At 68.5% G+C, this 21,498-nt stretch carries 16 protein-coding genes; 4 read left to right on the top strand and 12 right to left on the bottom strand.

All coding sequences use genetic code 11. The features are described 5' to 3' along the window. Positions 1 to 87 precede the first annotated feature (87 nt). From hrpA to WG902_RS02505, 3 genes are read right to left on the bottom strand one after another with little or no spacing between them, the layout of a single operon-like run. Entirely contained in the window at positions 88 to 4,011 is a 3,924-nt protein-coding gene (hrpA, locus tag WG902_RS02515; protein WP_340058322.1) for an ATP-dependent RNA helicase HrpA, read from the bottom strand. A gap of 48 nt (positions 4,012 to 4,059) precedes the next feature. Next, positions 4,060 to 5,313, bottom strand: coding sequence for a GGDEF domain-containing protein (locus WG902_RS02510; protein WP_340058321.1), 1,254 nt, complete (start codon positions 5,311 to 5,313; stop codon positions 4,060 to 4,062). 39 nt (positions 5,314 to 5,352) lie between these two features. Next, positions 5,353 to 6,582 carry a GGDEF domain-containing protein gene (locus WG902_RS02505; RefSeq protein ID WP_340058320.1) on the bottom strand — a complete coding sequence of 410 codons (1,230 nt, stop codon included), beginning with the start codon at positions 6,580 to 6,582 and terminating at the stop codon, positions 5,353 to 5,355. A gap of 100 nt (positions 6,583 to 6,682) precedes the next feature. On the opposite strand from WG902_RS02505, the gene argA reads away from it, so the two are divergent. After that, positions 6,683 to 8,032 (top strand): amino-acid N-acetyltransferase, encoded by a 1,350-nt coding sequence (argA, locus tag WG902_RS02500; RefSeq protein ID WP_340058319.1) that lies wholly within the window; start codon positions 6,683 to 6,685, stop codon positions 8,030 to 8,032. 62 nt (positions 8,033 to 8,094) lie between these two features. Then, positions 8,095 to 9,438 carry an erythromycin esterase family protein gene (locus WG902_RS02495; RefSeq protein WP_340058318.1) on the top strand — a complete coding sequence of 448 codons (1,344 nt, stop codon included), beginning with the start codon at positions 8,095 to 8,097 and terminating at the stop codon, positions 9,436 to 9,438. Here WG902_RS02495 and WG902_RS02490 read toward each other — a convergent pair whose 3' ends face one another. The 7 genes from WG902_RS02490 to WG902_RS02460 all read right to left on the bottom strand — a co-directional run bounded on the left by WG902_RS02490 (position 9,439) and on the right by WG902_RS02460 (position 15,408). Then, entirely contained in the window at positions 9,439 to 9,987 is a 549-nt protein-coding gene (locus WG902_RS02490) for a disulfide bond formation protein B (RefSeq protein ID WP_340058317.1), read from the bottom strand. 33 nt (positions 9,988 to 10,020) lie between these two features. Further along, on the bottom strand, positions 10,021 to 11,145 hold the full coding sequence (locus WG902_RS02485; protein ID WP_340058316.1) for a sulfate/molybdate ABC transporter ATP-binding protein: 1,125 nt from the start codon (positions 11,143 to 11,145) through the stop codon (positions 10,021 to 10,023). After that, entirely contained in the window at positions 11,142 to 12,041 is a 900-nt protein-coding gene (gene cysW / locus WG902_RS02480; RefSeq protein ID WP_340058315.1) for a sulfate ABC transporter permease subunit CysW, read from the bottom strand. The genes WG902_RS02485 and cysW overlap by 4 nt, the downstream gene beginning before the upstream one ends. Before the next feature lie 4 nt (positions 12,042 to 12,045). Beyond that, positions 12,046 to 12,921, bottom strand: coding sequence for a sulfate ABC transporter permease subunit CysT (cysT, locus tag WG902_RS02475; protein ID WP_340058314.1), 876 nt, complete (start codon positions 12,919 to 12,921; stop codon positions 12,046 to 12,048). Then, positions 12,918 to 13,910, bottom strand: a complete 993-nt coding sequence (locus WG902_RS02470) for a sulfate ABC transporter substrate-binding protein (protein WP_340058313.1) — start codon at positions 13,908 to 13,910, stop codon at positions 12,918 to 12,920. Before WG902_RS02470 ends, cysT begins: the two co-directional genes overlap by 4 nt. A 4-nt stretch (positions 13,911 to 13,914) precedes the next feature. Further along, a complete protein-coding gene (locus WG902_RS02465; RefSeq protein WP_340058312.1) occupies positions 13,915 to 14,556 on the bottom strand; it encodes a peroxiredoxin in 642 nt (213 codons plus the stop codon). A gap of 96 nt (positions 14,557 to 14,652) precedes the next feature. Beyond that, a complete protein-coding gene (locus WG902_RS02460) occupies positions 14,653 to 15,408 on the bottom strand; it encodes an IclR family transcriptional regulator domain-containing protein (protein ID WP_340058311.1) in 756 nt (251 codons plus the stop codon). 116 nt (positions 15,409 to 15,524) lie between these two features. Between WG902_RS02460 and pobA the strand changes: the two genes are divergently transcribed. Further along, positions 15,525 to 16,706, top strand: coding sequence for a 4-hydroxybenzoate 3-monooxygenase (gene pobA / locus WG902_RS02455; protein WP_340058310.1), 1,182 nt, complete (start codon positions 15,525 to 15,527; stop codon positions 16,704 to 16,706). Between the two features lie 169 nt (positions 16,707 to 16,875). On the opposite strand, the gene WG902_RS02450 is transcribed toward pobA, so the two are convergent. Continuing rightward, positions 16,876 to 17,850, bottom strand: a complete 975-nt coding sequence (locus tag WG902_RS02450) for a tripartite tricarboxylate transporter substrate-binding protein (RefSeq protein WP_340058309.1) — start codon at positions 17,848 to 17,850, stop codon at positions 16,876 to 16,878. Positions 17,851 to 17,969: 119 nt separating this feature from the next. Here WG902_RS02450 and WG902_RS02445 point away from each other — a divergent pair, with 119 nt between their 5' ends. After that, positions 17,970 to 18,863 (top strand): CoA transferase, encoded by an 894-nt coding sequence (locus WG902_RS02445; RefSeq protein ID WP_340058308.1) that lies wholly within the window; start codon positions 17,970 to 17,972, stop codon positions 18,861 to 18,863. A gap of 367 nt (positions 18,864 to 19,230) precedes the next feature. Here WG902_RS02445 and WG902_RS02440 read toward each other — a convergent pair whose 3' ends face one another. Continuing rightward, positions 19,231 to 21,483, bottom strand: a complete 2,253-nt coding sequence (locus tag WG902_RS02440; protein ID WP_340058307.1) for a YgiQ family radical SAM protein — start codon at positions 21,481 to 21,483, stop codon at positions 19,231 to 19,233. Positions 21,484 to 21,498: the final 15 nt, after the last annotated feature.

Below are 21,498 nucleotides of genomic sequence, written 5' to 3'. Positions count from 1 at the left end.
CTCTCGTGATCCCACACGGTAGCCCGCCAGGCGGGCCGCAGGATATCGGGCTTTGTACCGACGACCAAGGTTCGCGCGGCAGTCCCGTCAGCTTTGCAGCTGGTCCCAGACCTTTTGGAGGCGCTTCAGGCTGACAGGTTGGGGCGTGCGCAATTCCTGCGCGAAGAAACTGATGCGCAATTCCTCCAGCAGCCAGCGGAAATCCTCCATGCGCTCGTCCACGGCCCCTTTGCGCTCGGCCACCAGCCGCCAGTAACGCTGCTCCTGCGGCCGGAGTTCGGCCAGCCGGGCGGCGTCGCGCGCGGGGTCGGCTCGCAACTTGTCGAGCCGCAGCACGATGCCTTTCAGGTAGCGCGAAAGGTGCTGCAGCCGCAGCCATGGCGTGCTCGACAGGAAGCGTTTCGGCACCAGCCGCTGCAGTTGTTGCGCGGCATCCGCGGTGGCTTCCGGCTGGATCCTGGTGTCCTTGATCTTGCGTGCCGCTGCGGCGTAGTCGGCCAGGACGACGCCGGCCAGCCGCGCGACCTCGTTGGCAATCAGCGTCAGCCGGCCCCGGCCCTCGTCCAGCCGCCGCTGGAAATCCGCGGCGTTCGCCGGCAAGGGGTCGAGCATGAAGGCGCGATCGAGCGCCACCTCGAGGACTTGCTCCCGCAGTTCCTCCAGCGTGCCGAGCGGCATGAAGGCCACCGCCATCTTCTGCAGGTCCGGGAGGTTCTTTTCCAGGTACTTCAGGGCGTCGCGCAGTTGCAGCGCGAACAGGCGCCGCAGGCCGGCGCGGTGTTTCGCCGCGGCAACGTCAGGCTCGTCGAACACCTCGATGGCCACGGCGTCGCCCTTGTCGATGAGCGCCGGGAAGCCGACCAGGCTGGTGCCGCCCTTGCGAACCTCCATGAGCTCGGGGAGTTCGCCGAAGGTCCAGGCGGTGTACTTCTGCTCGGCGCTCGCTGCGGAAGTTCCTCCTCCCCCCTTTGGGGGGAGGCCGGGAGGGGGGCGCCGCGTGTCAGCACTCGACGAAGTGCCTCCACCCTGCCCTCCCCCAGAGGGGGAAAGGACAGAGGTTACCTTCAACCCCGCCAACGCCTGGAACGCGCCGCGCGCCTGTGCGCCCAGCTCCGCCTTCAGCGCACCGAGGTTGCGGCCCATGCCGAGTTGCCGGCCATTTTCGTCCACCACCCGCAGGTTCATGAACAGGTGTGCGGGGACCATGTCCAGCTTGAAATCGGTGCGCTTGACGTCCAGGCTGGTCGCATCGCGTACCACCTTGAGCAGGACGTCCGTCAACCCGCCGTTCGCCCAACGCTCGGGGGTCGATAGTTCCGCGGCGATGCGCGCCGCGGACTCCGGCAGCGGCACGAAGCGCGAGCGCGGCTTTTGCGGCAGGCTTTTCAGCAGCGCCTGCACCTTGTCCTTCAGCATGCCCGGCACCAGCCATTCCGCGCGTTCCTCGCTCACCTGGTTCAGCACGAACAGGGGGACCGCCACGGTCAGGCCGTCGCGGGCATCGCCGGGCTCGTGCAGGTAAGTGGCCGAACAGTCGACGCCTCCCAGCTTCACGATCTTCGGGAACGCGTTGCTGGTGATGCCGGCCGCCTCGTGCCGCATCAGCTCGTCGCGCGTCAGTTTCAGCAGCTCCGGCCGGCCGCGCGCCGCCTCGCGGTACCACGCCTCGAAGGTGGCGCCGCTGTGCACGTCCCGCGGCACCTGCTGGTCGTAGAAGGCGTAGATCAGTTCCTCGTCCACCAGCACGTCCTGCCGGCGCGCCTTGTGCTCCAGCTCCTCCACCTGCTTGACCAGCTTCTGGTTCGCGGCCAGGAAAGGCAGCTTCGTTTCCCACTGCCCCGCGACCAGGCCTTCGCGGATGAAGATCTCGCGCGCGCCGTGCAGGTCCGCACGGGCGAACGGCACGCGGCGGCCGCTGTAGATCACCAGGCCGTACAGCGTCGCGCGCTCGAGCGAGACGACCTCGGCGGCCTTCTTCTCCCAGTGCGGGTCGAGCAACTGCTTTTTCAACAGGTGGCCGGCGACCTCCTCCACCCACTGCGGATCGATGTTGGCGATGCCGCGGCCGAACAGGCGCGTGGTCTCCACCAGTTCGGCGCACACGATCCAGCGGCCGGGCCGCTTCTTCAGGTGCGCGCCGGGGTGCCGGTAGAACTTGATGCCGCGCGCGCCGAGGTAGGCCTCGTCGTCCTCCAGCTTGAAGCCGATGTTGCCGAGCAGCCCCGACAGCATCGCCTTGTGCAGCTGTTCATAACTGGCGGGCTGGCCGTTCAGCCGCCACTTGTGCTCGGTGACCACCGTCAGCAACTGGCTGTGCACGTCGCGCCATTCGCGCACGCGCCGGACGTTGATGAAGTTCTGGCGCAGCAGCTGCTCGTACTGGCGGTTGGAGAGCTTGTGGTGCGCGCCCTCGAGCGAAGTGCCCCCTCTCCCGCTTGCGGGAGAGGGTTGGGGTGAGGGCCTGCCCCCCCGCGCCTCATCCAGCCATTGCCACAGCCGCAGGTAGCCCGAGAACTCGCTCTTCTCGTCGTCGAACTTCGCGTGCTGCTGGTCCGCCTGCGCCTGCAGCTCCATGGGGCGGTCGCGCACGTCCTGCAGCGCGAGCGCGGAAGCAATGACCAGCACCTCGTGCAGCGCGCCGCGCTCGCGCGCTTCCAGGATCATGCGTCCCACGCGCGGATCCAGCGGCAGGCGGGCCAGCTCGGCGCCCATGGTCGTGAGTTCGTTGTCGTCGTCCACGGCGCCCAGCTCGTTGAGCAACTGGTAGCCGTCGGCGATGGCGCGCCGCGAGGGCGGGTCGAGGAAGGGGAAGTCCTCGACCACGCCCAGGCGCAGCGACTTCATCCGCAGGATCACGCCGGCCAGCGAGGAGCGCAGGATCTCGGGATCGGTGAAGCGCGGGCGGCCGGCGAAGTCCTGCTCGCCGTAGAGGCGGATGCAGATGCCGTTGGCGACGCGGCCGCAGCGTCCGGCCCGCTGGTTGGCCGCCGCCTGGCTGACCGGCTCGACCAGCAACTGCTCCACCTTGCTGCGAAAACTGTAGCGCTTCACGCGCGCCGTTCCCGTGTCGATCACGTAGCGGATGCCCGGCACCGTGAGCGACGTCTCGGCGACGTTGGTCGCCAGCACGATGCGCCGCCCGGCGTGGCTGTCGAACACCCGCTCCTGCTCCGCCTGCGACAGGCGGGCGAACAAGGCCAGCACTTCCGCATTGCGTGTCAGCGGGTCGTGCGCAAGGTGCTTGCGCAGGTGGTCGGCCGCCTCGCGGATTTCGCGCTCACCGGGAAGGAAGACGAGGATGTCTCCTGGCGCATTGCCGCGCCAGAGTTCGTCGACCGCATCGGAAATGGCGTCGTTCAGGTCGAAGTCGCGCGACTCCTCGAAGGGGCGCCAGCGCTGCTCCACCGGAAACATGCGGCCCGAGACGTAGATGACCGGCGCGGGTCCCTCGGCGGACGCGAAGTGCTGGGCAAAGCGCTCGGCGTCGATGGTCGCGGAGGTCACCACGATCTTCAGGTCCGGCCGGCGCGGCAGCAGCTGGCGCAGGTACCCGAGCAGGAAGTCGATGTTCAGGCTGCGCTCGTGCGCCTCGTCGATGATGATCGTGTCGTAGGCCTTGAGCAGCGGGTCGGACTGCGTCTCGGCCAGCAGGATGCCGTCGGTCATCAGCTTGACCGAGGCGTCGCGCGCCAGCCGGTCCTGGAAGCGCACCTTGTAGCCGACCACTTCGCCCAGCGGCGTCTGCAGTTCCTGCGCAATGCGCTTGGCCACGCTGGATGCGGCGATGCGCCGCGGCTGCGTGTGGCCGATCAGCCGGCCCTTGCCCTCCGGCGCGTTCAGCCGGCCGCGGCCCATCGCCAGCGCGATCTTCGGCAGCTGCGTCGTCTTGCCCGAGCCGGTTTCGCCGCAGACGATCACCACCTGGTGCGCCGCCATCGCGGCCATGATCTCCTCGCGCCGCGCGGAGACGGGCAGGCTTTCGGGAAAGGTGATGTTCAACGGAGCGGGCAAGACGGCACGGCGGGCAAAGTCCGTGATTATCCCGCGCCGGCGGGCGCCTCAGGCCGCGGAGGCTGTGGCCGCGCCCGCAGGACCGGGCCGTTCGGTGTCGCCGGGCAGCAGCTCGGCGATCTGGCCTGACGCCGGATCGAAGAAGGCCAGGCGGCTGGGGTAGCTCCAGGCCGTGCGCGCCATGGCCCGCGCGGTGGCGACCGCGTGCGAGGGCCGCACCTGCGTGTTCGTCAGGAGCACGCCGACACCGGCTTCGGCGACCCAGGAGGTGTTCGGCCCGTCCAGGCCGGCGGGGTCGCTGCGCGTGCTCAGGGTGACGGGCCGGACCAGCCGCTCGCGGATGCTGCCGGCCAGCTGGGCCAGGTTGTCCAGCCGCGCCGGGCTGCGCACCAGCAGCAGGAAGCCGTCTTCGCCGAGCCTGCCCATCTCCACGTTCTGCGGGACGCAGCGGCGCAGGCGTCCGGCGCAGACGAACAGCGCGTGGTTGAAGGCGGCGCGTCCGTGCAGGTTCTCCAGTGCATAGAGATTGCCGATGCAGATGGCAATCACCCCGATGGGCCGCGCGTCCGCCCCGCGACCGAAGAAGGCCTCCCCCACCATCTGGCCGGTTTCGCTGTGCGAGCGCATGCGCGTGACCGGGTCGTAACTGGGGCCGTGGGACATCACCTCGGCGAGCTCCAGCAGGTAGGAGTAACGCGCCCAGAGCACGGCCGCAATCACGCAGAGATACGCCACGCCCGAGAGCGCCGCCACCGCGTGGACCGGCCAGGCCGTCGGCCGGGTGAGCGCGATCCAGCTCAGCGACGCAATGGCCACCAGCATGAACACGAGTCCGGCGACGAAGGACCAGCCGCCGCGATCGCCGCGGCGGGCGCCGCGCACGGTGACGACCAGCATCGCGCTGCCGACGCCGAAGGCCGCCATCGAGCTGATGGCCAGCGCCTCCCCCGGTTCCAGCATCCAGCCGGCCAGCAGCACCACCGCCGCCGCCGCGAACAGCAGCAGGAGAGCCACGCGGCCCACCGCGCGCTGTCGCAGCATGCCGAAGGTGGCCATCAGCATCAGCGCCAGCAGCACGGCGCTGGCCACGGCGACGTGCGCCAGCACGCGCGCTTCCACGGCGCCTTCGATCGGCAGCCAGCCCAGGTAGGCGACCACGAAGCCGGCGGAAGTCAGCGACGTCAGGCCCGCCATGAGCGCGACGCGCCGCTGCGAGCGGGCGAATGCGGCGAGCGAGATCACCAGCATCAGCGTCGCCGTGCAGAAGAACGCTCCCCAGAAACCTGCCGCCACCCTGTCCATGCGGGGAAGATAGCGCAAAGGGCCGCGCGCGTCGCGTGGCTAGGTGCCGGGAACCAGACTTCCCGGCTGGGTGGTGAGTTCCGCGATCCGGCCGGCCTGCGCATCGTAGAAAGCCAGGCGGCTCGGATACGTCCAGGCGGTGCGCGCCATGGCGCGTGCCGTCGTCACGGCCTGCGAAGGGCGCACGCCGGTGCTGGTGGCCAGCACCCCGATGCCGATCTCGGCCACCCACGCGGTGCCCCCCGCCTCCAGCCGCGCGGGCTCGCTGCCGGTGCTCAGGGACACCGGCCGCACCAGCCGGTCGCGGATGTGCCGGGCCAGCGCGCGCAGCTCCGTCAGGTCCGAAGTGGTTCGCACCAGCAGCAGGAAGCCGTCGTCGCCCAGGCGCCCCATCTCCACGGCCTGCGGCACGCAGCGCCGCAGGCGTCCGGCGCACACGAACAGGGCATGGTTGAAGGCGGCGCGGCCGTGCAGGTTCTCCAGCGCATACAAGTTCGACACGCAGATCGCCAGCACGCCGATGGGACGCGCTTCGCCGTCGCGGCGGAAGAAGACGTCGCCGACCAGCTGCCCCGTTTCGCTGTGCGAGCGCATGCGGGTCACCGGGTCGTAGCTGGGTCCGTGCGCCATCACCTCCGCCAGTTCGAGCAGATAGGAGTAGCGCGTCCACAACGCCAGCGCCATGACCGACAGGTACGCCATGCCGGCGAGGGCGCTGGCCGCGTGCACCGGCCACGGCGCGCCGCGGTCCATCGCGATCCAGCTCAGGCCCGCCACGGCGATGAGCATGAAGGAGACGCCCGATACGCTGGTCCACGCCAGGCGATCACCGCGCAGGGCGCTGCGCAATGCAACCACCAGCATGACGCTGCCGACACCGATGGCCACCACGGAACTCAGGGCCAGCGCCTGGCCGGCATCCAGCAGCCAGCCCGCGCCGATGACCGCGGCCCCCAGCAAAGCCAGCCCGGTCGCCACGCGGCGCGCCGCGCCCGCCTGCCGCAACAGGCCCAGCAGGGACAGCAGCATCAGGGACAGCGTGGTCGCCGCGACGATGGCCACGTGCGCGAGCACGCGAGCCTCCGCCGCGCCGGCGACCGGAAACCAGCCGAGATACGCTGCGACGAAGGCGGCCGATACCATGGCGGACAGGCCCGCCATCAGCGCCACGCGGCGCTGCGAGCGCAGGAAGACTGCCAGCGCGGCCAGCAGCATCAGCGTCGCCGTGCCGAAGAATGCGCCCCAGAACCCCGCCGCCAGACTGTCCATCCCCGCACGATAGCGCAAAGCCCGCGCGGCGGCCTCGGCGATCGCAGGGGGGCTCCCTTACACTGTGCCGTCCCTATCGCCCGAGCGCCGACCTGCAACGATGTCAGCCATCTTCAATTTCACCTTCGTGCCCTGGTTCCGGTCGGTGGCGCCGTACATCCACATGCACCGGGGCAAGACCTTCGTGGTGGGGCTGGCCGGCGAAGCCGTCGCGGCGGGCAAGCTGCACCACATCGCGCAGGATATCGCCTTGATCCAGAGCATGGGCGTCAAGGTGGTGCTGGTGCACGGCTTCCGTCCGCAGGTGAACGAACAGCTCAAGGCCAAGGGCCACGCCGCGCGCTATTCGCATGGCATGCGCATCACCGACGAAGTGGCGCTGGACTGCGCGCAAGAGGCCGCCGGGCAGCTGCGCTACGAGATCGAGGCGGCTTTCAGCCAGGGCCTGCCGAACACGCCGATGGCGGGCTCCACGGTGCGCGTGATCTCCGGCAACTTCATCACCGCGAGGCCGGTGGGCATCGTCGATGGCGTGGACTTCCAGCATTCGGGGCTGGTGCGCAAGGTGGACGTCGGGGGCATCAGCCACTCGCTGGACTTCGGCGCCATGGTGCTGCTGTCACCCTTCGGTTTCTCGCCCACCGGCGAGGCCTTCAACCTGACCATGGAGGAGGTCGCGACCAGCGTCGCCATCGCCCTGCAGGCCGACAAGCTGATCTTCCTCACCGAGATTCCCGGCGTGCGCGCGCAGCCGCTGGAGCCCGAAGGCGAGGACAACCCGATCGACACCGAGCTGCCCCTCGCCGCCGCCGAGCAGCTGCTGGCCAGCCTGCCCGCCGCGCAAAATCCTTCCGACACCGCGTTCTACCTGCAGCATTGCGTCAAGGCCTGCAAGGCGGGCGTGGAGCGCAGCCACATCATCCCGTTCTCGGTGGACGGCTCGTTGCTGCTCGAGGTCTACGTGCACGACGGCATCGGCACCATGGTCGTCGACGAGAAGCTGGAGGAACTGCGCGAAGCCACGGCCGACGACGTCGGTGGCATCCTGCAGCTCATCGAACCGTTCGAGAAGGACGGCACGCTGGTCAAGCGGGACCGCACCGAGATCGAGCGCGACATCGCCAACTACACGATCATCGAGCACGACGGCGTGATCTTCGCGTGCGCGGCGCTCTACCCCTACCCCGAGGCCCGCACCGGCGAGATGGCGGCGTTGACGGTGTCGCCGCAAAGCCAGGGCCAGGGCGACGGCGAGAAGGTGCTGCGGCGCGTGGAGCAGCGCGCCAAGGCGATGGGGCTGGACAGCATCTTCGTGCTCACCACCCGCACCATGCACTGGTTCCTCAAGCGCGGTTTCGTCCAGGTGGACCCGGACTGGCTGCCCGAGGCGCGCAAGCGCAAGTACAACTGGGACCGCCGCAGCATGGTGTTCGTGAAGAAACTCACCTAGACCGACAGCGGCAGCGCCGCCGTCCGACACCGGCTGGCCCGCACCGCCCTTAGCTTGGGCGCATGGACCGATCCTCCCTGCGCGACGAAGCCCTGCTGCGTGACCTGCGCGCGCACCTGCGTGCCCTTCCCTCTTCGGCTGCGGATGACCCGGCGCTGGTGCAACGGCTGGCGCGCGCCCGGCTGGCCCTGCTCGGCGAAGCTTCGCACGGCACCCATGAGTTTTATGACGAGCGCGCAGCGCTCAGCCGCAAGCTCGTGACCGAGCATGGCTTCCGGGCCGTCGTCGTCGAGGCGGACTGGCCGGATGCCTGGCGCGTCAACCGCTACGTCCGCGGCGTGTCCGGCGATCCGGACGCCGGCTCCGCGCTCTCCGGCTTCGAGCGCTTTCCCACCTGGATGTGGCGCAACACCGTGGTGCGCGACTTCGTCGAGTGGCTGCGCGAACACAACCGCGCCCTGCCCGCATCACGGCAAGTGGGCTTCTACGGCATGGACCTCTACAGCCTGTTTGCTTCCAGGAAGGCGGTGCTCGACTACCTGGACCGCATCGATCCGGAGGCTGCGCGGCGCGCGCGCAGCCGCTACGCCTGCTTCGATCATTTCGGCGAAGACAGCCAGGCCTACGGCCATGCCGCCAGCTTCGGCCTGAAGCCGAGCTGCGAGGACGAGGTGATCCAGCAGCTGCGCGAGATGAACCGGCGCGCCGCCGAACTGCTGGCGGCCTCGCGCGAGGACCGCGCCGACGCCTTCCACGCGCAGCAGAACGCGCGCCTGGTGCGCAACGCGGAGGAGTACTACCGCACCATGTTCCACGGCCGCGTGTCCTCGTGGAACCTGCGGGATAACCACATGGTGGAGACCCTGCAGGCGCTGGAAAAGCACCTGGCCACCGGCGGCGGCTCAACGAAGATGATCGTGTGGGCGCACAACTCGCACCTGGGCGATGCCAGCGCCACCGAGATGGGCGACCGGGGCGAATGGAACGTCGGCCAGCTCGTGCGCGACCGCTGGGCAGGAGACGCGGTGCTGGTGGGCTTCAGCACCCACCACGGCACGGTCACGGCGGCTTCGGAATGGGACGGCGTCGGCGAGCGCAAGCGGGTGCGGCCGGGGCTGGAGGGAAGCTATGAAGACCTGTTCCATCGCGTGGACGTGGAGCGGTTCTGGCTGCCGCTGGACCAGCCGGCGCTGGCGCGGTTGCTGTCCCAACGTCGCCTGCAGCGCGCCATCGGCGTCATCTACCAGCCGCGGACCGAGCGCATGAGCCACTACTTCCACACCCGGCTGCCTGCCCAGTTCGACGCGATGATCCACATCGACGAAACGCGGGCGCTCCAGCCGCTGGTGGCCGAACCCGCCTGGCATGCCGGCGAGCCGGCCGAGACCTGGCCTTCGGGACTGTGATCAGGCCGCGAGCGGCGCGCTGGCCACCCGGGGCGCGGGTCGCCGCCATTGGCGCAGGAACACCAGCGCGCCCACCACCACGAAGATGACGAACCACACGAAGGACCAGTTGGCGATCGAGCCGCCGAGGAAGGTCCAGTCGATCTTGGTGCAGTCGCCGCTGCCGCGGAAGATCATGGGGATCGCGCGCTTGAGCGGAAAGGTCTCGATCATTCCGTAGAAGTCCCGCCCGCAGGAGGCTATCTCCGGGGGATACCACTGCAGCCAGCTCTGGCGGGCGGCGACGAAAGCGCCGAAGCCCGCCGCCAGCACCATCAGCAGCCCGCCGGCCATGTGCGCCAGGCGCCCGCGCAGCGCGGCGGTGACCGCGGCGACGAGGGCGACCAGGACCAGCGCATAGCGCTGCACGATGCACATCGGGCAAGGCTCCAGGCCCACCACGTGCTGCAGGTACAGGCCGAACGCGAGCATGGCGACGCAGGCGAGCGCCACCGCAGCGAGCACGCGGCGCGGCGCCGTCTCGAACCATCCCATCACATTCGCGCTCATCGTCTTTCGCCCTCCCGGCAACTCGTTTGCGACTCAGATGCCGGCGCCGGTCTCCACGAACACCCGCGCCCGGCGCGGCGTCACCACCAGCATTTCGCCTTCGCGCAGCCCCATGTCCCGGAATTGCTCCGCGGAAATCTGGGCTTCGATGATCGATTCCGCCGCGGCATTGTCCCCTGCTTTGTTCTCGTCGGCCTGCAGGAGTTCCAGCCGGGCCACCGGGCCGACGACGATCGCCCGCGTCAGCCTGGCCACGATGCCGCGCGACTTGCCCGCGGCGTCGATGCCCGCGCCGGGCGCGTAGCGCTGCACCTCCAGGTCGTGCGGCCGCACATAGGCGGATGCCTTGGCATTCTGCGCATCGGCGTGCTCGGGGGAAGCCAGCTGCAGGCCGTCCAGGTGCACCTCGCCCTCGTGGGCGCGGCCGCGAAACAGGTTGACGTCCCCCAGGAAGCCGTAGACGAAGGGGCTGGCGGGATGGTCCCACACCTCCTGCGGCGAGCCGACCTGCTCGATGTCGCCGGCGTTCATCAGCACCACCCGGTCGGCCACCTCCAGCGCTTCTTCCTGGTCGTGCGTCACGAAGATGCTGGTGACGTGCAGTTCGTCGTGCAGCCGGCGCAGCCAGCGGCGCAGTTCCTTGCGCACCTTGGCGTCCAGCGCGCCGAAAGGCTCGTCCAGCAGCAGCACGCGCGGCTCCACCGCCAGCGCGCGGGCCAGTGCGATGCGCTGCCGCTGGCCGCCCGAGAGCTGCGAGGGAAAGCGGTCGGCCAGCCAGTCCAGCTGCACCAGCTTGAGCAGGTCGTGCACCTTCTGCTGGATCTGCGCCTCGTTCGGGCGCTGCCCACGCGGTTTGACGCGCAGGCCGAAGGCCACGTTCTCGAACACCGACATGTGCCGGAACAGCGCGTAGTGCTGGAACACGAAGCCCACCTGCCGTTCGCGCACGTGGACATCGGTCGTGTCCTCGCCGGAAAACAGGATGCTGCCGGCATCGGCGGTCTCGAGGCCGGCGATGATGCGCAGCAAGGTCGTCTTGCCGCAGCCCGATGGCCCCAGCAGCGCGACCAGTTCGCCCGACGCGATGTCCAGGGTCACGTCCTTCAGGGCCTTGAAGTCGCCGAAGTTCTTGCTGACGTTGCGGATTTCAATGCTCATGATGTGAGGGGCTCCAGCGCCCGCGGGCGCTCCGGCGGCAGCTCGGACGCCGCCTTCATGTCTCGTTCCTGCTTCCACTCCGCCACCGACTTCACGGCCAGGGTCACCACGGCCAGCAGCGCCAGCAGCGACGCCACGGCGAAGGCCGCCACCGACTGGTATTCGTTGTAGAGGATCTCCACGTGCAGCGGCATCGTGTTGGTCTGGCCACGGATGTGGCCCGAGACCACCGACACGGCGCCGAACTCGCCCATGGCGCGCGCGTTGCACAGGATCACGCCGTAGATCAGGCCCCACTTGATGTTGGGCAGCGTCACGTACCAGAAGGTCTGCCAGCCGGTGGCGCCCAGCACGATGGCGGCCTGCTCCTCGTCGTTGCCCTGCGCCTGCATCAGCGGGATCAGCTCCCGCGCGATGAAGGGGAAGGTGACGAAGACGGTCGCCAGCACGATGCCGGGCACGGCGAACACGATCTTGATGTCATGTTCCGCCAGCCACGGGCCGAACCAGCCTTGTGCACCGAAGACCAGCACGTAGATCAGGCCGGCCACGACCGGGGAGACGGAGAACGGCAGGTCGACCAGCGTGGTGAGGAACGCCTTGCCCTTGAATTCGTACTTGGCGATGGCCCAGGCGGCGGCCACGCCGAACACCAGGTTCAGCGGCACGGCGATGGCGGCCGTGATCAGCGTGAGGCGGATCGCGGACCAGGCCTCGGGCTCCTTCAGCGCCTCGAAGTACGCCCCCGCGCCCTTGCGCATCGCCTCCGTGAACACGGCAGCCAGGGGCAGCAGCAGGAACAGGAAGAGGAAAGCGAGCGCCACGCCGATCAGCGTGCGGCGCACCCAGGGCGCCTCGGTGGTGGTGACGCGCCGGCGCGTGAGATCGGTGGCCATCCGTTCAGCCTCCCGAGCGCTTGCGCTGCCAGGACTGCAGCGCGTTGATCACGAGCAGCATCAGGAAGGAGAACAACAGCATCACCGTGGCCACCGCCGTGGCGCCCGCGTAGTCGTACTGTTCCAGCTTGCTGATGATGATCAGCGGCGTGATCTCCGACACCATCGGCATGTTGCCGGCAATGAAGATCACGGAGCCGTATTCACCGATCGCCCGCGCGAACGCCATCGCGAACCCGGTCAGCAGCGCCGGCGCGATCGCCGGGAAGATCACCTTGGTGAAGGTCTGCAGCCGCGTCGCCCCCAGGCACATGGCGGCCTCTTCCAGCTCCTTCTCGGACTCCTCCAGCACGGGCTGCACCGTCCGCACCACGAACGGCAGGCCGATGAAGATCAGCGCGATGACCACGCCGTTGCGATTGAAGGCGAGCTGGATGCCCAGGGGCTCCAGGTACTGGCCGATCCAGCCGTTGCCGGCGAGCAGCGCCGTCAGCGAGATGCCGGCCACGGCGGTGGGCAACGCGAACGGCAGGTCGACCAGCGCATCCACGATCCGCTTGCCCGGAAAGGTATAGCGCACCAGCACCCATGCCACCAGCAACCCGAACACCACGTTCACCAGCGCGGCAATGAAGGAGGCGCCGAACGTCAGGCGGTACGAGGCCAGCACGCGCGGCGAGGTGACCGCCATCCAGAACTGGTCCCAGCTGAGGGTGAAGGTCTTCAGGACCAGCGCCGACAGCGGGATCAGGACGATCAGGCCCAGGTAGAAAAGCGTGTAGCCCAGCGTCAGGTTGAAGCCGGGCAGCACCTTCCGGTTGGTCCCGCGGGTGGACCCCGCCGCGAGGGGCAGCGGCGCGGCGATGCTCGCGCCGCTCATCTGACGGTGTAGATCTTGTCGAACTGGCCGCCGTCGTTGAAGTGCACCTTCTGCGCATCCGTCAGGGAGCCGAACAGCTCCTGCACGGTGAACAGCTTGATCGCCTTGAACTTGTTGCCGTTCTTCTTCAGCACCGCCTCGTTGGTCGGGCGGATGTTGTGCTTCGCGGCGATCTCCTGGCCCTCGTCCGAGTACAGGAAGTTCAGGTAGGCCTTGGCGAGGTCCGCCGTGCCCTTCTTGGCGACGGTGCGCTCCACGACCGCCACCGGGTTCTCCGCGATGATGCTGATCGAGGGATAGACGACGTCGACCTTGGCCTCGCCGAACTCGCGGTTGACGGACTCCACTTCCGATTCGAACGTGATGAGCGCGTCGCCGATGTTGCGCTGCAGGAAGGCCGTGGTCGCATCGCGGCCGCCACGCGCGAGCACCGGCACGTTCTTGAACAGCTTGGCGACGAAGTCCGCCGCCTGGGCGTCGGTGCCGCCCTTCTTCTTGACGTAGCCCCAGGCCGCCAGGTACGCATAGCGCCCGTTGCCGCCGGTCTTCGGGTTGACCACCACCACCTTGACATCCGGCTTGAGCAGGTCGTCCCAGTCCTTGATGCCCTTGGGGTTGCCATTGCGAACGAGGAACAGCATGGTGGACGTGGTCGGCGCCGCGTTGTGCGGGAAGCGCTTGCCCCAGTCCTTGGCGACCACGCCGCGCTCGGCGAGGAACTCGATGTCGGTGGTGGTGTTCATCGTCACCACGTCGGCATCCAGCCCGTCGGCCACCGCGCGGGCCTGCGCGCTGGAGCCGCCGTGCGCCTGCTCGATCTTCACGTCCTTGCCCGAGGTTTTCTTGTACCAGGGGACGAAGGCGGCGTTGATGTCCTTGTAGAACTCGCGCGCGACGTCGTAGGAGACGTTCAGCAGCGTCTGCTGCGCGGAGGCGAAACCGCTGGCCGCGAGGGCGATGGAGGCGAGGACGATCTTGAACTTGTTCATGCTTTTATCGGTTCGGCTGCGGCGTCATGCGCAGGTAGGGACGGACGGCCCGGAAGCCCTTGGGGAAGCGCTCGGCCAGCTCCTTCGGGTCCTGGATGCTGGGCACGATGACCACGTCGTCGCCCTGCTTCCAGTTGGCGGGCGTGGCGACCTTGTGGCTGTCGGTCAGCTGCAGGGAGTCTATGACACGCAGGATCTCGTCGAAGTTGCGGCCGGTCGAGGCCGGATAGGTCAGCGTCGTGCGAATCACCTTCTTCGGGTCGATGATGAACACGCTGCGCACCGTGGCATTCACCAGCGAGTTCGGGTGGATCATGTCGTACAGGGTGGCGACCTTCCTGTCGGCGTCCGCGAGGATCGGGAAATTGACCGTGGTGTCCTGCGTCTCGTTGATGTCCTTCACCCAGGCGTGGTGCGAAGCCACCGGGTCGACGCTGACGGCTATCGGCTTGACGCCGCGCTGGGCGAACTCGCCGGCCAGCGCGGCGGTCTTGCCGAGCTCGGTGGTGCACACGGGCGTGAAGTCGGCAGGGTGCGAAAACAGTACCACCCAGGAGTTGCCCGCCCACTCGTGGAAGCGGATCGTGCCGGCCGTGGAGTCCTGCGTGAAATCGGGCGCGGTATCGCCCAGGCGCAAGGTGCTCATCTTCTGTCCTTCGGGAAAGAGTGATTGTCCAACGCGCTCCTTACTCCACCAACGAATATCTCGTTGTTTGTTTATACCCGGATCGTCTAAGGCCGGTCACAGGAGCGGGCGCAGCTCCCGTGCCGCCTCCAGCAGGACGGGCAGCAATTCATTCTCGACGGTCCTCGGGTCGAGCCGCCGCCGCGTGGTGACCACGTTGAGCGCGGCGACCGCCTGCCCTTCCATGTTCCGCAGTGGCACCGCCGCGGCATGCACGCCCAGCTCATGCTCTTCGTCCGCGACGCAGTAGTCCTGGCGCCGCACTTGTTCGATCAGCGCGCGAAAGCTGCGCGCATCCACTACCGTGTGCGACGTCATGCGGGCCAGCTCGCGCCCTTTCATCCAGTCGTTGAAGTCGCGCCGGGACTTGGCTGCCAGCAGGATCCTGCCGGTCGAGGTGGCGTGGGCCGCCATGCGGGCGCCCAGGTGCAGCCCGTAGGCCATCAGGGCCGAGCCGCTGCGCGCCACGATCACCACCTGGTCGCCGTCCAGCACCACCGCCGAAAAGGACTGCCCGGTCTGGCCGGCCAGCCGATTCAGCGTGGGCTGGATGATGCGGGGCAGGCGCGAGGAGGCCAGGTAGCTGCCCGAGAAGCGCAGCACCTTGGGCGCCAGCCAGAACCAGCTGCCATCCGTCTCCAGGTAGCCCAGGTGCGCCAGGGTCAGCAGGTGCCGGCGCGCGGCGGCGCGGGTGAGGCCGGCGCGCTCGGCGGCCAGGGTGGCATTCAGCCGCTGCCGCTGCGTGTCGAAGCTCTCCAGCACGGCCAGTCCCTTGGCCATGCCGGCGATGAAGTCGGCGCGGGCGATCGGCATGTGCTGGAGCGAGTGCGCGATGATCGCACAACGTGCGCAATCATCGCACAACCGCCGCGCCGCGCCCCTGTTCGCGCCCGGCCCCAGCGCCTAAGCTGGGGGCAGGAGACCACACCATGAAGACGCGCACCCAGGTTGCCATCATCGGCGCCGGCCCCTCCGGCCTGCTGCTGGGCCAGCTGCTGCACAAGGCAGGCATCGACAACATCATCCTGGAGCGGCAAAGCGGCGCCTACGTGCTGGGCCGCATCCGCGCCGGCATCCTGGAACAGGTCACGGTGGACCTGCTGAAGGAAGCCGGCGTGGGCGAGCGGGTGCAGCGCGAAGGCGTGGTCCACCACGCCATCGAACTGGTGTTCGCGGGAGCCCGGCATCCCATCGACGTACACGGGCTCACGGGCGGCAAGGTGGTCACGGCGTATGGGCAGACCGAGCTCACGCGCGACCTGATGGATGCGAGGCAGGCGCAGGGCCTGCCCACCGTGTACGAGGCAGGGGACGTCAGCGTGCACGGCTTCGACGGCGACCAGCCCGTCGTGCGCTATCGCAAGGACGGCGCCGACCACGAAGTGCAGTGCGACTTCATCGCCGGCTGCGACGGCTTCCACGGCGTCTGCCGCGCCAGCGTGCCCAAGGACGCGATCACCGAGTACGAGAAGGTCTACCCGTTCGGCTGGCTGGGCGTGCTGGCGGACGTGCCGCCCGTGTCGCCCCATGCCATCGTGTACGGCAACAGCGACCGCGGCTTCTCGCTGTGCTCCATGCGCAGCATGACGCGCAGCCGCTACTACGTGCAGTGCCCGCTGGAGGACAAGGTGGAGGAATGGAGCGACCAGCGCTTCTGGGACGAATTGCGGCGCCGGCTGGACCCCGAGCTCGCCGCCAGGGTCGTGACCGGCCCCAGCATCGAAAAGAGCATCGCGCCGCTGCGCAGCTTCGTGGCCGAGCCGATGCGCTTCGGCCGGTTGTTCCTGGCCGGTGACGCGGCGCACATCGTGCCGCCTACCGGCGCCAAGGGACTGAACCTCGCGGCGACGGACGTGAAATACCTGGCCGGCGCCTTCATCGAGTATTTCGGTGACAAGAGCGCGGCCGGCATCGACACGTACTCACAGCGCGCCCTGCGCCGCATCTGGAAGGCGGAACGCTTCTCGTGGTGGCTGACCAACCTGATGCACCGCTTCCCGGACACGCAGGGCTTCGGCCAGCGCATGCAGGAAGCGGAGCTGGACTACCTGGTCAACTCCAGGGCGGCTTCGACGGCCCTGGCGGAGAACTACGTGGGCCTGCCGCTCTGACGGAACGTTCTACGGACGGGAGCCGAAGCCGGACGCAGAAGACGCAGAAGCTGCGCACGCAGAAGACGCAAAAGATCCTTTGGATGTCCTTCTGCGTCTTCTGCGCAACTTCTGCGCCTTCTGCGTCCGGATGTCCGCTTTCCGGATGTCCGCTTTCCGGATGTCCGCCTCAATCCGCGAACTTGCCACCCGCCCGGATCACCGGACCCCACTTGTCGATCTCGTTCTTCAGGTGCGCCTGCAGTGCCTCCGGCGTGTTGGTGCGGTCTTCGACGATTTCCGCACCCAGGTCGTCCATGCGCTTGACGACGTTCGGGTCCTTCAGCGCGGCGCGCACGGCCAGGTTCATGCGGTCGACGATGGCCTTGGGCGTGCCCTTGGGCGCGTAGATGCCGTGCCACACCACCACCTCGAAGTCCTTCAGGCCCTGCTCGTGCAGCGTCGGCGCCTGCGGCAGCACCTTCACGCGGCTCTTGGTGGTCACGCCATAGAGCTTGACGTTGCCGGCCTTGATCTGCGGCACGGTCTGCGTCGTCTGGTCGCACATCACGTCCACCTGGCCGCCGAGCAGCGCGTTCATCGCGGGGCCGGTGCCCTGGAACGGCACTTCCGTCAGCTGCACGCCGATGGCGCGCTGGAACATCATCCCGCACAACTGCGACACGGCCCCGAGGCCGGCGGTGGCCAGGTTGATCTTTTCCTTGTTGGCCTTGATGTACGCGACCAGCTCGTTGAAGTTGTTGGCCGGGAAGTCCTTGCGGGCCAGCAGCGTCATGGGCACTTCGACGGCTTGCGACACGAACTCGAAGTCCTTCATCGCGTCGTAGGAGAGCTTGCGGTACAGCGCGGTGGAAGTCGCCATGCCGTTGTGGTGGATGAAGAACGTGTAGCCGTCCGCCGGCGACTTGGCCACGTGGGCCGCGGCGACGTTGCCGCCGGCGCCCAGCTTGTTCTCCACGACCACGGTCTGGCCGAGGCTCTGGCTCATGGTGGCGGCCAGCGTGCGGGCCACCACGTCGGTCGGCCCGCCGGCGGCGAAGGGGACGACCAGCGTCACCGGCTTGGTCGGCCAGGCGCCTTGCGCCTGGGCAAGGGCCGCCGAGGCCAGGCCCAGCATCGTGATCATGGTGCGCTTGAACTGCATCGAATGTTCTCCTGTGGATGGCGGCGCCGGGGGCGCCAGCCGTGAAGCGAGCGTAGCGGCGCGGGCTGCGCACTGCATCGGGATGTACCCCAGCCGGGGCTCTGCTAGCCTTGCGGGCCATGACCCAAGCCTTCTCGCCGCTGCACGGAGTGCGCATCGTGAGCCTCGCGCTCAACCTGCCCGGGCCGGCCGCGTTGATGCGCTGCCGCCGCATGGGCGCGACGTGCACCAAGGTGGAGCCGCCGTCGGGGGACCCCATGGGGCACTACAACCCGCAGGCCTATGCGCAACTGCACGAGGGCGTGAAAGTCCTCAGCGCGGACTTGAAGACGGCCCAGGGGCAGGCGGCGGTCCACCGCACGTTGTCGCAGGCCGACGTGCTGCTGACGTCGTTCCGGCCTTCCGCGCTGCAAAAGCTCGGCCTCGGCTGGAAGGAACTGCACGGGCGCTATCCGGGCCTCAGCCAGGTGGCGATCGTGGGCGCCCCGGGTGCGAGGGCGGAAGAGCCGGGTCACGACCTCACCTATCTCGCCGACAACGGGCTGGTGCCGGGCCTGGAGCTGCCCGCGACGCTCTATGCCGACATGTCCGGATCGGTCATGGCGTCGGAGGCGGTGCTGCAGGCTGCGATGCGCAAGCATGAACGCTACGCCGGCAGTGGCGACCCGCACCCGGAAGGCGTGTATCTCGAAGTCGCGCTGTCCGATGCTGCCGCGTACCTGGCGCTGCCGCGCACGTGGGGGTTGACGCAGCCGGATGGCTCCGTCGGTGGAGCGCACGCGGGCTACCGGGTCTATCCCTGCAAGGATGGAAGAGTCGCGGTGGCCGCGCTGGAACCGCACTTCGCGGCGGGGCTGTGCGCGGCAGCAGGCGTTGCGGCAGCGGACATGAAGGCGATGTTCGCAAAGGACACGCATGCGGCGGTGGCTGCGTTCTTTGCAACCAGGACGTGCGCGGAGCTGGATCGGCTGGCGGTGGAGAAGGACCTGCCGATCCATGCGATGACGGCCTGAGGGTGGCGGGGTCGCTGGCGCGAACCCGCCCTACGCGACGGCGGGATTCGCCGGCGCGAACCGCCCGACGCGACGGCGGGATTCGCCGGCGCGAACCGCCCGACGCGATGGCGGGATTCGCCGGCGCGAACCGCCCGACGCGATGGCGGGATTCGACGGCGCGAACCGCCCGACGCGATGGCGGGATTCGACGGCGCGAACCGCCCGACGCGATGGCGGGATTCGACGGCGTGAACCGCCCGACGCGGATGGCGGGTCGACGGCGTGAACCGCTCGACGCGGATGGCGGGTCGACGGCGTGAACCGCTCGACGCGGTGACCGTGGCTTTCGTAGGGCGGGTTCGCGCCAGCGACCCCGCCGTTCCACTTATTTGCTCTTGCGCGGCGGCAGGCCGGTGTGCTGCGTCAGGACGCGGCCCTTGACCGGCTGACGCGAAGTCGAGTTCTTCCGCCGCGGGCTCGCATAGCTCCCGTCCGTCATCGGCTGGTACGTCGGGATCAGGTGGTGCTTGCCGTTGCCGATCAGGTCCGAGCGACCCATCGCCTTGAGCGTGTCGCGCAACAACGGCCAGTTGTTCGGGTCGTGGTAGCGCAGGAAGGCCTTGTGCAGCCGCCGGCGGCGGTCGCCCCGCACGATGTCGACCGTCTCGCTGTCGCGCGTCACCTTGCGCAGTGGGTTGCGGCCCGAGTGGTACATGGCCGTGGCCGTGGCCATCGGGCTGGGGTAGAAGGTCTGCACCTGGTCGGCGCGAAAGCCATTGCGCTTGAGCCACAGCGCCAGGTTCATCATGTCCTCGTCGCTCGTGCCCGGGTGCGCAGCGATGAAGTACGGCACGAGGTACTGCTTCTTGCCCACTTCTTCCGAAAACTTCTCGAACATGGCCTTGAAGCGGTCGTAGCTGCCGATGCCCGGCTTCATCATCTTGGTCAACGGGCCCTGCTCGGTGTGCTCCGGAGCGATCTTCAGGTAGCCACCCACGTGGTGCTGCACCAGTTCCTTCACGTACTCGGGCGACTGGACGGCCAGGTCGTAGCGCAGGCCGGAGCCGATCAGGATCTTCTTGATGCCCTTGAGCGCGCGGGCCCGCCGGTAGATGTCGATCAGCGGCCCGTGGTCGGTGTTCAGGTTCTGGCAGATGCCCGGGTAGACGCAACTCGGCTTGCGGCAGGCCGCCTCGATCTCGGGCGTGCGGCAACCGATGCGGTACATGTTGGCCGTCGGGCCGCCGAGGTCGGAGATGACGCCGGTGAAGCCTTCGACCTTGTCGCGGATGTCCTCGACCTCCTGGATGATCGAGTCCTCGCTGCGGCTCTGGATGATGCGGCCTTCGTGCTCGGTGATCGAGCAGAAGGTGCAGCCGCCGAAGCAGCCGCGCATGATGTTCACGCTGAAGCGGATCATCTCCCAGGCGGGAATCTTCGTCGGGCCGTCGTGGCGCCCGTTGGCGTCGGCGTAAGCGGGATGCGGCGAGCGTGCGTACGGCAGGCCGAACACGTGGTCCATCTCCGCCGTGGTCAGCGGGATCGGCGGCGGCGTCAGCCACACGTCGCGTCCCGCGTGCGCCTGCACCAGCGACCGCGCGTTGCCCGGGTTCGTCTCCAGGTGCAGCACGCGGCTGGCGTGCGCATAGAGAACGGGGTCCGACTTGACCGCTTCGTAGGAGGGCAGGCGGATGACGGTGCGGTCGCGGTTCAGGCGGATGCGCGGGTTCGGCATGAACTGCAGGGGCTGCGCTCCACCGCCCTCACCCCTGCCCTCTCCCGCAGGCGGGAGAGGGAGCGAGGTGCCCTCTTCCTTGGCGCACGTCTCACCCTGCGCCTTCGCTGCATCTGCAGTGGTCAGGTAGGGATTGACGTGATCCTCGACTCGGCCGGGCGTGTCAACGCTGGTGGAATCGATCTCGAACCAGCCCTCGGGCGTCGACCGGCGCACGAAGGCGGTGCCGCGCACGTCCGTGATGTTCTCCACCGGCTCGCGCGCGGCGAGGCGGTGGGCCACCTCCACGATCGCGCGCTCGGCGTTCCCGTACAGCAACAGGTCGCACTTGGCGTCCAGCACGATGCTGTGGCGGACCTTCTCCGACCAGTAGTCGTAGTGGGCGATGCGGCGCAGGCTGCCTTCGATGCCGCCGAGGACGATGGGCACGTCCTTGAAGGCTTCGCGGCAGCGCTGGCTGTACACGATCGCGGCGCGGTCCGGCCGCTTGCCGCCCACGTCGCCCGGGGTGTACGCATCGTCGCTGCGAACCTTGCGGTCGGCGGTGTAGCGGTTGATCATCGAATCCATGTTCCCGGCGGTGACGCCCCAGAACAGGTTCGGTTTGCCGAGCGCCTTGAAGGCCTCCGCGCTGTGCCAGTCCGGCTGCGCGATGATGCCCACGCGAAAGCCCTGCGCCTCCAGCACGCGGCCCACGACCGCCATGCCGAAGCTCGGATGGTCCACGTACGCATCGCCCGTCACCAGGATCACGTCGCAGCTGTCCCAGCCGAGCGCATCCATTTCCTTCCGGCTCATCGGAAGGAAAGGGGCCGGGCCGAACCGATGCGCCCAGTACTTGCGATAGCTGGTGATCGGTTTTGCGGCGCGCGCGAAAAAGGAAACGTCGACGGGGGCGTTCATGCGATTCGTGGGGGG

This window comes from Ramlibacter sp. PS3R-8 (genome assembly GCF_037572435.1).
GTDB lineage: Bacteria > Pseudomonadota > Gammaproteobacteria > Burkholderiales > Burkholderiaceae_C > Ramlibacter.
Note: the sequence above shows the minus strand (reverse complement) of the source record. Positions and strands in the feature narration are given on the sequence as shown.

Excerpts from the sequence above, each read along its gene's own strand:
- WG902_RS02485 (WP_340058316.1), bottom strand. The coding sequence starts at position 11,145 with ATGAGCATTGAAATCCGCAACGTCAGCAAGAACTTCGGCGACTTCAAG.
- WG902_RS02495 (WP_340058318.1), top strand. The coding sequence starts at position 8,095 with ATGGACCGATCCTCCCTGCGCGACGAAGCCCTGCTGCGTGACCTGCGC.
- WG902_RS02510 (WP_340058321.1), bottom strand. The coding sequence starts at position 5,313 with ATGGACAGGGTGGCGGCAGGTTTCTGGGGAGCGTTCTTCTGCACGGCG.
- WG902_RS02470 (WP_340058313.1), bottom strand. The coding sequence starts at position 13,910 with ATGAACAAGTTCAAGATCGTCCTCGCCTCCATCGCCCTCGCGGCCAGC.
- pobA (WP_340058310.1), top strand. The coding sequence starts at position 15,525 with ATGAAGACGCGCACCCAGGTTGCCATCATCGGCGCCGGCCCCTCCGGC.
- cysT (WP_340058314.1), bottom strand. The coding sequence starts at position 12,921 with ATGAGCGGCGCGAGCATCGCCGCGCCGCTGCCCCTCGCGGCGGGGTCC.
- WG902_RS02490 (WP_340058317.1), bottom strand. The coding sequence starts at position 9,987 with ATGAGCGCGAATGTGATGGGATGGTTCGAGACGGCGCCGCGCCGCGTG.
- WG902_RS02450 (WP_340058309.1), bottom strand. The coding sequence starts at position 17,850 with ATGCAGTTCAAGCGCACCATGATCACGATGCTGGGCCTGGCCTCGGCG.
- WG902_RS02505 (WP_340058320.1), bottom strand. The coding sequence starts at position 6,582 with ATGGACAGTCTGGCGGCGGGGTTCTGGGGCGCATTCTTCGGCACGGCG.
- WG902_RS02440 (WP_340058307.1), bottom strand. The coding sequence starts at position 21,483 with ATGAACGCCCCCGTCGACGTTTCCTTTTTCGCGCGCGCCGCAAAACCG.
- WG902_RS02445 (WP_340058308.1), top strand. The coding sequence starts at position 17,970 with ATGACCCAAGCCTTCTCGCCGCTGCACGGAGTGCGCATCGTGAGCCTC.
- WG902_RS02460 (WP_340058311.1), bottom strand. The coding sequence starts at position 15,408 with ATGCCGATCGCCCGCGCCGACTTCATCGCCGGCATGGCCAAGGGACTG.
- cysW (WP_340058315.1), bottom strand. The coding sequence starts at position 12,041 with ATGGCCACCGATCTCACGCGCCGGCGCGTCACCACCACCGAGGCGCCC.
- WG902_RS02465 (WP_340058312.1), bottom strand. The coding sequence starts at position 14,556 with ATGAGCACCTTGCGCCTGGGCGATACCGCGCCCGATTTCACGCAGGAC.
- argA (WP_340058319.1), top strand. The coding sequence starts at position 6,683 with ATGTCAGCCATCTTCAATTTCACCTTCGTGCCCTGGTTCCGGTCGGTG.